This is a genomic window from Streptosporangium minutum (assembly GCF_002149035.1).
GTDB classification, from domain to species: domain Bacteria; phylum Actinomycetota; class Actinomycetes; order Streptosporangiales; family Streptosporangiaceae; genus Streptosporangium; species Streptosporangium minutum.
This window is the reverse complement of the sequence record NZ_NGFP01000301.1, coordinates 1-10457: the sequence shown is the minus strand read 5'-3', so window position 1 is coordinate 10457 and position 10457 is coordinate 1. Positions and strand designations below refer to the sequence as shown.

At 73.6% G+C, this 10457-nt stretch carries 9 protein-coding genes; 6 read left to right on the top strand and 3 right to left on the bottom strand.

All coding sequences use genetic code 11. The annotated features are described in order from the left end of the window. Window positions 1-2559 (bottom strand): AMP-binding protein (locus CA984_RS38815; RefSeq protein WP_165781576.1); only part of this gene is annotated, 2559 nt, incomplete at its 3' end. Between the two features lie 321 nt (window positions 2560-2880). Here CA984_RS38815 and CA984_RS38810 point away from each other — a divergent pair. The 5 genes from CA984_RS38810 to pabB are packed head-to-tail and all read left to right on the top strand — an operon-like array spanning window position 2881 to window position 8740. Then, on the top strand, window positions 2881-3585 hold the full coding sequence (locus CA984_RS38810) for a Phenylacetic acid catabolic protein (protein ID WP_242676414.1): 705 nt from the start codon (window positions 2881-2883) through the stop codon (window positions 3583-3585). Beyond that, window positions 3564-4142: a hypothetical protein gene (locus CA984_RS38805; RefSeq protein WP_086578369.1), complete on the top strand. Its 579-nt coding sequence runs from the start codon at window positions 3564-3566 to the stop codon at window positions 4140-4142. The genes CA984_RS38810 and CA984_RS38805 overlap by 22 nt, the downstream gene beginning before the upstream one ends. After that, on the top strand, window positions 4135-5703 hold the full coding sequence (locus tag CA984_RS38800; RefSeq protein ID WP_207621201.1) for an AMP-binding protein: 1569 nt from the start codon (window positions 4135-4137) through the stop codon (window positions 5701-5703). The genes CA984_RS38805 and CA984_RS38800 overlap by 8 nt, the downstream gene beginning before the upstream one ends. 57 nt (window positions 5704-5760) lie before the next feature. Beyond that, window positions 5761-6618 carry an aminotransferase class IV gene (locus CA984_RS38795; RefSeq protein WP_086578368.1) on the top strand — a complete coding sequence of 286 codons (858 nt, stop codon included), beginning with the start codon at window positions 5761-5763 and terminating at the stop codon, window positions 6616-6618. 19 nt (window positions 6619-6637) lie between these two features. Then, on the top strand, window positions 6638-8740 hold the full coding sequence (gene pabB / locus CA984_RS38790; protein WP_086578367.1) for an aminodeoxychorismate synthase component I: 2103 nt from the start codon (window positions 6638-6640) through the stop codon (window positions 8738-8740). Here pabB and CA984_RS38785 read toward each other — a convergent pair. Beyond that, window positions 8694-9368, bottom strand: coding sequence for a response regulator transcription factor (locus tag CA984_RS38785; protein WP_165781575.1), 675 nt, complete (start codon window positions 9366-9368; stop codon window positions 8694-8696). The two genes, pabB and CA984_RS38785, sit on opposite strands and share 47 nt — an antisense overlap. A gap of 159 nt (window positions 9369-9527) precedes the next feature. After that, window positions 9528-10223, bottom strand: coding sequence for an ABC transporter ATP-binding protein (locus tag CA984_RS38780; RefSeq protein ID WP_086578370.1), 696 nt, complete (start codon window positions 10221-10223; stop codon window positions 9528-9530). On the opposite strand from CA984_RS38780, the gene CA984_RS47460 reads away from it, so the two are divergent. Next, window positions 10222-10457: hypothetical protein (locus CA984_RS47460; protein ID WP_207621200.1), on the top strand; the 236-nt coding region annotated here is incomplete at its 3' end. The two genes, CA984_RS38780 and CA984_RS47460, sit on opposite strands and share 2 nt — an antisense overlap.

The window sequence follows — 10457 nt, the reverse complement described above, 5'->3', positions numbered from 1 at the left end:
ATGCGACACCTCAACCCCCTTCGGCTCCCCCGTCGACCCCGACGTGAAGATCACATACGCCGCCGCGCCCGCGTCCACCCCGACCGGCCCCGCCAGGGGGACGCCACCGCAGAGGACGGCCACGTCCTCGACGGACGTCACCGCCCGTGACAGCGAGGCGATCCGGTCCCTGCGGGCCGGCGGCTGGTCGACGCCCACCGGCACGTAGACCCCGCCGGCCGCCAGCACCCCGAGCACGGCGACGATCTGGTCCGCCCCCTTCGGCAGGGAGACGGTCACCGCGTCGCCCGGCTCGACGCCCCGCGACCGCAGCGCCCCCGCCACCCGCAGGGCCCGGCCGGCGAGCTCGCCGTAGGACAGCTCGACGCCGTCGCCGACCAGCGCGACCCGGCCGGGCTCCCGCTCGGCCAGGGCGAAGAACCCCGAATGCAGCAGTCCCGGCGGGACCGGCCCACCGGTGTCGTTGACCTGCCCGCGGACCGCGCGCTGGCCGTGGGGCAGGAGATCGGGGACGGGGCCGTCCCACTCCTCCTCGGCCAGCCGGGCGAGCAGTCCGGCGAAGGCGGCGGCCATCGCGTCCAGCACGCCCGCGGGGAACAGCTCCTCGACGGCGTCCCAGTTGAACAGCAGCCCGCCGTCCACCTCGACCACCTGGTGGTCCAGCCACACCTGGGGCGTCTGGGAGAGCATCCAGCCGAGGTCGCCGAGGCTCTTCTGGACCTCGGCGCCCACGAGGTCGCCCATGCCTACGGCGCTGGTGAACACGACGGGGGCGCTCACCTGGCCGGCGCTCCGGCCGCGGTTGAGGTCGCGCAGCACCTCCACCCCCGAGTACGCCGAGTGCGCGACGTCGGCCTGGAATCGGCTCTGCAGCGTCCTGGCCCGGTCGGCGAAGGACATCTCCTCCGACAGGTCGACCTGGAGCAGGAGCAGGTTGGTGAAGTCGGCGACCATCAGCGGCACGTCGGGGTGGAGCGTCTGCCGGTCGAACAGGGGGAGGTTCAGCAGGAAGCGGGGCCGGCCGCTCCAGGCGCCCAGCACCTCGGCGAGCGCCGTCGCCAGCACCATCGGCAGCGTCAGGCCGTGCTCCCGGGCGCGGTCGGCCAGCCGCCGGCGCCGCTCGGGCGGCATCCAGTGGTCGCGGCGGACCACGCGGACCCGCCCGATCCGCTCGGGCTCGACGGCCAGCGGGAGCTGCGGGCCTCCCGGCAGATCGGCGATGCGCTCCTGCCAGTACTCCCGGTCCGCACGGCGGGCCTCCCGCCGCCGGACCTCCTGTTCGGCGAGGTAGGTGGGGAATCCGTAGGTGAGTTCGGGCAGCGGGTCGTCGGGCCGGGAGTAGAGGGCGGCCAGGTCCTCAAGGATGATCTGGATGCTGCGCACGTCGGCGACGAGGAGGTCGAAGCCGGTGTGCAGCCGGTAGGCGCCGCCGGGCAGCAGGGAGAGCCGGAGGTCGAACACCTCGCCGCGCTCCACCTCCAGGCGCCGGTGGGAGAGCTCGTCCCGTAAGGCGGCGAGCTGTTCGGCGGCCGTCTCGGCGGGCTGCCCGCGGAGGTCGTGCACGGTCAGGCCCGGCCAGGGGCTGCGGTCGAGGATCTGCTGGGTGCCGTCGTCGAGGAAGCGGGTCCGCAGCAGCGCGTGCCGCCGGAACAGCGCGTGGACGGCGCCCTCCAGCCTCGGCGCGTCCACGTCGGCGCCGTCGAACTCGACGTAGAAGTGGCAGCCGACGCCGCCGAGCACCTGACGGTCCTGGCGGCCGATCCAGTAGGCGTACTGCACGGGGGTGAGCCCGAACGGCGCGCTCTCGTCCACCTCCGGCGCCGTCTCCCGCGCCGGCCTCTCCCGCTGCGGGCGGGCCGACAGCAGCTCCCACCAGGCGGCGAGCGTGGGCCGGTCGAAGAGGTCGGCGAACTTGACCTCCACTCCCCGGCGCTGCCACTCGCCGGCCAGCTGCATCGTGCGGATGGAGTCGAGCCCGCAGCGGACCAGGTCGTCCTCGTCGCCCAGATCCGCGGGCTCCATGCCGAGCATGGCGGCGGCGGCCTGACGGACGGCGTCGAGCGTCAGCGGCTCGGCGTCGGCGGGCCGTCCCCCCGGGTCCCCGCCCGGCCCGGTTTCGGTGTCGGCGGGCCGCCTCCCCGGGTCTCCGCTCCGCCCGGGGGCCTGTCCCGCCCACTCCCCCGTGGCGGGTGGGGGCGCCGGGGAGAGCGAGTCGACGTGCAGCACCTCGATCTCGCCGTGGCGGTAGCGGTTGAGCAGGGCCGATCGGCCGGGGCCGTCCCCGGTGTCCGGGCCGAGCTGCCCGGGGGCGACGAGCGCGACGGTCTCGGCCACCACCTCGTGCTCCCCGGCCACGGCGGCGCGCATCCGGCCGACCAGCTCGGCCAGCCACGCCTGCGGGAGGCCGCGATCGATCTCGGCCGCCAGGAGCAGCCCGCCGCCGGAGACCGGCTGCAGCACGCGGCACGGGCGGCCCGTGGCCCCGGCCAGTGTCCGCTCCAGATCCTCTGGGCGGTGAATGCGATCCTGCACGGTCAGCTCGTGTCGCCGCGTCGCCATGTCCCACATAGCGAATCACCCTGACACGGGCCTGGAAGAATAGGCAATCAATGAAATCGATCGACGGCGCCACAGGGGGCGGACCGGGTAGCCGATCAGTTATCAAGTATGCCTTGCCTAACTTCCGGAAGGTGTTAGCGTGTGCTGCGAGAATGTGCGGACCATATCCATCCGGGCGCTTGCGGCTACCCGCCGGAAATAATTTCCCACCTATTTCGAGGTGCCCGATCGGGCACTTGACCCCCTCTGCGGACCGTCCTAGCTTCGGCAGGGCCGGCTCTGGAGAGGAGACGACAAGTGTCCGACACGCTTGGGGTTCTCATGAATCAAGTGGTTTCCGGCCCGGAGGAGGCTCGCACCCTCGGAGACGAGTACATCACCGCGGTCGGCAAGATCGTGAACAGCCATGTCCGCAACGAGGCTGCGGGCGCCGCGATATTCGACGAGCCGTCGATCGCGCTCGCCCCGACGCCCCGGGAGAAGTGGCTGGCCTGCAGAATGGCGATGGAGGAATACGGCCATCATCTGAAATTCAACAAACTCGCCGCCGAGCTCGGCGTGGAGGATCCCTACGCCCGGTCACCTCTTTCCGTATTCGAATACGAGGTGAGCAGCTGGACCGAATACGTCATGACGAAGGCGATCGTCGATCTCGCCGAGGTCGTCCTGATGGAGGATCTCAGCCACTGCTCCTACCTCCCCCTGCGCAAGCTCTGCCGGTCGCTGATGCCGGAGGAGCGTTTCCACGTCGGGTTCGGCACCACGACCGCGCGGCAGCTGGCGGCCGACCCCGCCAAGCGTGACGACGTACGGCGGGCGGCCCACGAGCTGATCACGATCACGCTCCCCTTCTTCGGCCGCAGCGATTCCAAGAACAACGAGGTCTTCCGCCGGTGGGGCATCAAGCGGATGACGAACGACGAGTGCCGCACGGAGTTCGTCCGGCGGACCCGTGCCCTCCTTGAGGACGAGCTGGGCCTCGACCATCCGGAGGTGGACGTGCGATGGCACGGCACTTCGAGCTGAGCGAGCCGCCCGCCGGTCTGGCCGGCGAGCTGGGCCGGGGCGGCGACCGTGTCGAGCGGCTGCTCCACGGTTTCTGCGAGGCCACCCGGCCGAGCACGGCGCCCGGCTTCACCAGCCCCGCCCCCGCGCGGCCCGCCACCCGCTTCACGGTCGTCCTCGACCGGGACACCGCCGCCGCGACCATGGATCTCGTCGATCCCGGCTGGCTCGCCGACCTCGACCAGCGGCGGGCTGCGGCACGGGCGCGGCTGCTCGAAGCGGGCCGCGAGGACCAGCTCGAACTGGCCGAGCACGTGGCCATGCTGGTCGCCACCCCCCGGCTCGACCCGGCCGACCCGGAGGACGCCGAGGCCCGCGCGGTCTCCGGCGCCCTGCTGTGGCTCATCGGGACGGTCGTGGCGGGCGCTCTCGCCGGAGGGGACGACGGGGAGGACGAGGACGGCACGCTCGCCGAGCTCGCCGACCTGCTGGAAAGCGGATGGTGGCCGATCGGCCGGGTGAACGGCCGGTTCCTGATCACCCCCTACACCGCCGCCCGAGGTGAACCACGTGACTGAGATCCGGACCGGCCGCCGGGCCGGCCTCGCGACCGGCATCCGGATCGGCCGGAGCGAGGCCGACCCGGCGGACGGGACACTGATCGGCCAGAGCAACGTCGCGGCCGAGCTGGCCGAGCTGGCGCAGCGGAACGGCTGGACCGCGTCACCCGCCTTTCACACCGGCGATCGTGTATGGAGCCACGGAGAGGTGCACGACCTGGCGGCACGGACCACCTCGGCCCTGATCGACCTGGGAGTGCGGCCGGGCGACCGGGTGATGGTGGCGCACGGCGACGGCATCGCGTGGGTGGCGGCCTTCCTCGGCGCGGCACGGCTCGGCGCGACGGTCGTGCCGGTCAACCCGGAGCTGACCGCCGCGGACCACGCCTTCATGGCCGAGGACTGCCAGGCCTCCCTCGTCGTCGCCGAGGACAGGACGGCGGATCGATTCGACGGCGTGCCCTGTCTCACCGGTGACCGCCTCCTCGGCCTCGCCGCGGGCGCGGCCCCCGGCCCGGTCGCGCGGGTCACCGGCGCCACCGCCCTGTACGCCCAGTACACCTCCGGCACGACCGGGGCGCCCAAGGCCGCGCTGCACCGCCACGCCGACCTCGCCCTCTACCACCGCGCGGCCGGGCAGGGGGTCGTGGGCATCCGCCACGACGACGTGACGCTGTCGGTGTCGAAGCTGTTCTTCGCCTACGGCCTGGGCAACGCGCTGGTCTTCCCGCTTTTCTCCGGGTCGTCGGCGGTCCTGCTCGGCGACCGGCCCGGCCCCGCGCAGATCGAGGAGGCGGTCGGGCGGCACGGTGTCACCGTGCTGTACGCGGTCCCCTCCGCCTACGCCAACGTCGCCGCCGAATGCGACGGCGCCTCCTTCGCCTCGGTACGGCTCGCCGTCTCCGCGGGCGAGGCGCTCAACGAGACGCTCGCGGCACGGGCGCGGGACCTGCTCGCGGCCCCCGTCCTCGACCAGCTCGGCTCGACCGAGGCCGGGCACGCGTTCTGCTCCAACACCTTCGACTCCGACGAGCCCGGAACGATCGGCCGCCCCCTGGCCGGTTACGAGTTGCAGATACGCGACGACGACGGCGGGCCCGTCGCGGACGGCGAGGGAGAGCTCTGGGTCCGCGGCGGATCCGTCATGGCCGGCTACCTCAACCGGCCGGAGCAGACCGCCCGGACCCTGGTGGACGGCTGGCTGCGGACCGGGGACCGCGCCGAACGCCTCCCCGGCGGCGCCTACGTCCATCGCGGCCGGCGCGACGATCTCGAAATGGTCGGCGGCATCACCATGTCGCCCGTCGAGGTGGAGCGGGTCCTGGCCGAGCATCCGGCCGTCGCCGAGGTGGTGGTCGCCGTCGTCGCCGACGAGCGCGGCGCCAGCAAGCTGCGGGCCTTCGTGGTGCCGGCCGTGCCGGACCCCGATCCGGCGCGGGTGGAGGAGGAGCTGATCGCGCTGGCCCGCCGGCGGCTGGCGCCGTTCAAGGTCCCGCGCAGCGTGGAGCTGTGCCGGGCGCTGCCGCGGACGCACACGGGGAAGCTGCGCCGCTTCGCCGTCCGGAACGGAAATTGGTGATCGCTTGACTCCCTCCCCAGGACCTCCTCCCCGAGGTCTCCACACTGGAGGTATCCGATGACGACGGCCCGCATCGACCTCGCCCCGCCGACCGGGCGCCGCCTGTCCTGGTCACCGGAGGCGTCCTTCCTCCCCGGTCCCGGCGGATCCGCCGAGCGCCCGGCGGTGGTCGACTCCTGGCTGGTCGCGCGGGGCCGGGTCCGCGGCCTGGCCCTGCACGAGCAGCGCTTCCAGCTCGCCTGTTCCCGGCTCGTCCCCGGCCTGCCCCGGAGCACCGTACGGCGCTTCCTCGCCGACGTCCGCCGCGAGCTTCCGGACGAGGGACGCTGGTTCCCCCGGATCGAGGCCTACGGGGGGCCGTCGCCGCGGCTGGCCCTGTGGATGCGGCCGGCGCCCGGCGCCGGCGACACGGTCAGCCTCTGGATCCCCCAGGAGCCCGATCCGCGCACCCGGCCCGGCGTGAAGGGGCCCGACCTGCCGGCGCTGGCCGGCCTGCGGGCCGGCGCGCGGGCGGCCGGCGCCGACGACGCGCTGCTGTACGCCGGGGACGGCACAGCGCTGGAGGCGGCCCACTCCTCGATCGTGTGGTGGCGGCGGGACACCCTCTGCGTCCCGGCCCCCGACCTGGCCGTGCTGCCCTCGATCACCCGCGTCCTGCTGGAACAGCTCGCCTGGGCGTGGCGGTTCCGGGTCCGGGCCGAACGCTGCTCGCCGGACGAGCTCCAGCAGGTGGAGACGTGGACGCTCAACGCCCTGCACGGGATCCGGCCGGTACGCGCGTGGGTGGACTCGCACGGCCGTGCCGTCGAGGCGCGCGTCTCGGGGCGGGCCGGAGAGTGGCGGCGGGCGCTCCACGCCCGCGCGCTCCTCTCCCACGCCCTGCCCGCCGGCGGGAAGTCCGCCGCCGCCCTCTGACCTACCCCAGGGAACCGCCGTGCGCACGCTGATCATCGACAACTACGACTCCTACACCTACAACCTGTTCCAGCTCATCGCGGAGACCTACGGGGTCGAGCCGGTCGTCCTGGCCAACGACGACGACAGCTGGCACAGGATGGACCTGGACCGGTTCGACGCGCTGATCATCTCCCCCGGTCCCGGGCGGCCGCAGGTGGAGCGGGACATCGGGGCGTCCCTCGACGTGATCCGCGAGTCCGGGCTGCCGGTGCTGGGGGTGTGCCTGGGCCATCAGGCGCTCGGCTGGCTGTCGGGCGCCGACGTGGTGCCGGCCCCCGTCCCGATCCACGGGTACGTCGAGGAGATCCGGCACTGCGGGCGCGACCTGTTCCGCGGCCTGCCGCAGGGCTTCAACGCCGTGCGCTACCACTCCCTGTGCGTGGCCACCCCCGCCCCGGACGACCTGGAGATCACGGCGTGGGCCGGCGACTCCGTCGTCATGGGGCTGCGGCACCGGACGATGCCGTGGTGGGGCGTGCAGTTCCACCCCGAGTCGATCTCGACGGAGTACGGCCCGGCGCTGCTGCGCAACTTCCGCGAGCTGGCCCTGTCGGCGGGCGGGAGGAACGGCGGCGGGGCCTGCCCGGAGCACGTCCCCCGATGGTCGCTGGAGGTGGAGCGCGTCCCCGGCGCCGCCGACGCCGAGACCGTGTTCACCGAGCTCTTCGGCGCGCAGCCGTACGCGTTCTGGCTGGACAGCAGCCGCACCGGCCAGGGGCTGGCGCGTTTCTCCTTCCTCGGCGACGCGGGCGGCCCGCACGGGGAGGTGCTGTCCTGCAGCGCCGGCTCGGGAAGCGTGCAGGTCCACGACGCCTCGGGCATCGGCACGGCGATCTACAGCTCGATCTTCGAGGTGCTGGACGACCGTGTGCGTTCGCGCGCCGTACCGGCCGATCCCGCGATGCCGTTCGATCTGAACAGCGGTTACGTGGGGCACTTCGGCTACGAGCTGAAGCGCGACTGCGGCGCGGCCTCCCCCCATGTCTCCCCGCTCCCCGACGCGGTCTGGATGTCGGCCACGCGCTTCGTCGCGATCGACCACGAGACGGAGGAGACGTGGGTGGTGGCGCTCACCGACGGCCGGCCCCGCAGCAGGACCCTGGCCGGGCGCTGGGTGTCCGAGGCCGCCGAGGCGTGCCGGCGGCCGGGCGGCGCCCCCGTGACGGAGGACGGGCCGCCGGCCGGGGAGGAGTTCGATCCGGAGCCGTGGCTGGTGCGGTCGCGCGAGGGCTACCTCGCCGACATCGAGGAGTGCCTGCGGCTGCTGCGGGCCGGGGAGAGCTACGAGATCTGCCTGACCAACGCGGCGGAGATCCCGTTCGACGGCTCTGCGCACGCGCTCTACCTGCGCCAGCGCCGGCTCAACCCCGCTCCGTACGCGGCCTACCTGCGGCTGGGCGACCATGAGGTGCTGTGCTCGTCCCCCGAGCGTTTCCTCAAGGTCGGCAGGGACGGGATCGCGGAGTCCAAACCGATCAAGGGCACCGCCCCGCGCCATCCCGAGCCGCGCAGCGACGACGCGCTCAGGGACGAGCTGGCGTCGTCGGACAAGACCCGCGCGGAGAACCTGATGATAGTCGACCTGCTCCGCAACGATCTCGGCAGGATCTGCGACATCGGCACGGTCGACGTTCCGAGGTTCATGACCGTGGAGTCCTACACCACGGTCCACCAGCTGGTCTCCACGGTGCGCGGCCGGCTGCACCAGGACATGAGCGCCGTGCTGGCCGCGCGTGCCTGCTTCCCCGGCGGGTCGATGACCGGCGCGCCCAAGCTGCGCACGATGGAGATCATCGACAGGCTGGAGGGCAGGGCGCGGGGCGTCTACTCCGGGACGATCGGCTTCTTCGGGCTCAACGGCACCGCGGACCTCAACATCGTCATACGGACCGCGATCGCCCACTCCGGCAGGCTCACGGTCGGGGCGGGCGGCGCGATCGTGCTGGACTCCGATCCCGCCGAGGAGTACGAGGAGATGCTGCTGAAGGCCAGGGCCCCGCTGCGGGGCCTGAGCGGCCTCGCAGGGGCGCCCGTCAGCCGTGGAACGCCGGCCGCGGTTCGGGCAGCAGACCCCGGCTGAGCGCCACGGCGGTCGCGAGCGTCCTGTTGGAGCAGTTGAGCTTGGCGAGGATGTTGGCGACGTGACGCTTGGCGCCGTGCTCGGAGATGCCGAGGCGGCGGGCGATCTGCTTGTTGCTGAGCCCCTCGGCCATCAGCGAGAGGGTCTCCCGCTCCCGTGTGGTCAGCGGCGAGGAGCCGCGGTCGGCCTCGGGGCAGGGCCGCGCGGGCGGCTTCGCCGCCTCGCCGCTCTCCGCGCCCCTGACACGGGCCAGGAGTTTGCGCGCCAGCGGGCCGGGCATCGGCATGAGGCCGCTGTCGAGGTCGGCCAGGGCGTTCTTCAGGGAGTCGCGGGTCAGGTCGTTCTCGAGCAGGAACCCGTCGGCCGGCAGCGTCACGGCCTCGACGAGGGCCCCGTCGCTCGCCGCGCGCAGCAGCAGCAGGATCCGCACGTCGTGCTCCACCGCGGTCCGCGCCAGCTTCTCGGCCAGATGCTGCTCGCCCGGGGTGGGCAGCACCAGGACGTCCGGCCGCCGGGAGCGGAGCAGCTCCATGCCGCGGTCGAAGTCGTCGGTCGCGCAGGTCTCGTCGACCGTGGTGAGATCGTCGAGCATCGTGCACAGTCCGCAGCGGATCACTTCGTTTCCCATGGCGACCAGCACGACCCTGCCGGGGGGGTCATGTTGGTCCGAGAGGTGGTGCTGTGCGGTCATCCTCGTCCCGTCGTCGCAGTCGGCCCCCCGCCCTGAGGGCGCTTACCCGCGACGAAAGGGAGTATTCCCCTGTATCACCGGCGTTGTGGAACGTGCTCACCCCCTCTGGAGGACGGCTCCCGCCCGACCTGCCCAGCTGATCCGCCCCCGGTCGATCGAACAGGCGGTGTCACAGTGGCGGGCGACCAGGTCGAGATCGTGGCTGACCAGGACGACCGCCAGGCCCCGTTCCTCACGCAGCCGCATCAGCAGCTCCATCAGGGCCTGGGCGGTGAGCGCGTCCAGCGCCGAGGTGACCTCGTCGCAGACGAGCACGGCGGGATCGGCCGCGAGCGCCCGGGCGAGGGCGACCCGCTGGCGCTGGCCGCCGGACAGCTCGTGCGGCAGGCGGGTGACGGTCTCGGCGGGCAGGGCCACGTCGGCCAGGAGCCGCTCGACCCTGGAGGGGACGTCGGCGGGGTCGACGCGCCGGTGCAGGCGCATCGGCCGGGCGAGGACCGCGCCGACGGTGCGGACGGGGTTGAGGGCCCCGAGGGGGTCCTGCGGCACGAGCTGGATCAGCCTGCGCTGCTCCCCGGTACGGCGGGCGAGCCGGAGCGGCAGCGGCTGCCCGTCCAGCTCGACGACGCCTTCGGCGTGCGGGTGCAGGCCGGTGATGGTCCTGGCGAGCGTGGTCTTCCCCGCCCCGGACGGCCCGATCACCGCGTGCGCGGCCCCCGGGCCCAGCTCCAGCTCGACGTCGTGCAGGATGGTCCGGCCGCGCCTGCCCGTGCGGGCGCGCAGCCGCCGCATGACGAGCGCCGGCGCCCTGCGGGCCGCCGCCCGCACCGGCCGTCCTGCCCTCGGCGCGGCGTCCCCGGCGGGGGTCGGGGCAGGTGCCGGCAGCGGGACGGCGGCCGGAACCGGCCGGGGCGGCGCCGCGGGCGCGGACGGGACCGGCGCYGGGAGCGGAACCGTGGACGCGGACGGGACCGCGGCCGGAGGCGGGACCGTGGAGGCGGACGGGGCCGCGGCCGGAGGCGAGGG

Bases quoted from the DNA above. Each gene is read 5' to 3' on its own strand.
- CA984_RS38810 (WP_242676414.1), top strand. From the start codon at position 2,881: ATGAATCAAGTGGTTTCCGGCCCGGAGGAGGCTCGCACCCTCGGAGAC.
- CA984_RS38805 (WP_086578369.1), top strand. From the start codon at position 3,564: ATGGCACGGCACTTCGAGCTGAGCGAGCCGCCCGCCGGTCTGGCCGGC.
- CA984_RS38795 (WP_086578368.1), top strand. From the start codon at position 5,761: ATGACGACGGCCCGCATCGACCTCGCCCCGCCGACCGGGCGCCGCCTG.
- CA984_RS38785 (WP_165781575.1), bottom strand. From the start codon at position 9,368: ATGGGAAACGAAGTGATCCGCTGCGGACTGTGCACGATGCTCGACGAT.
- CA984_RS38780 (WP_086578370.1), bottom strand. From the start codon at position 10,223: ATGCGGCGGCTGCGCGCCCGCACGGGCAGGCGCGGCCGGACCATCCTG.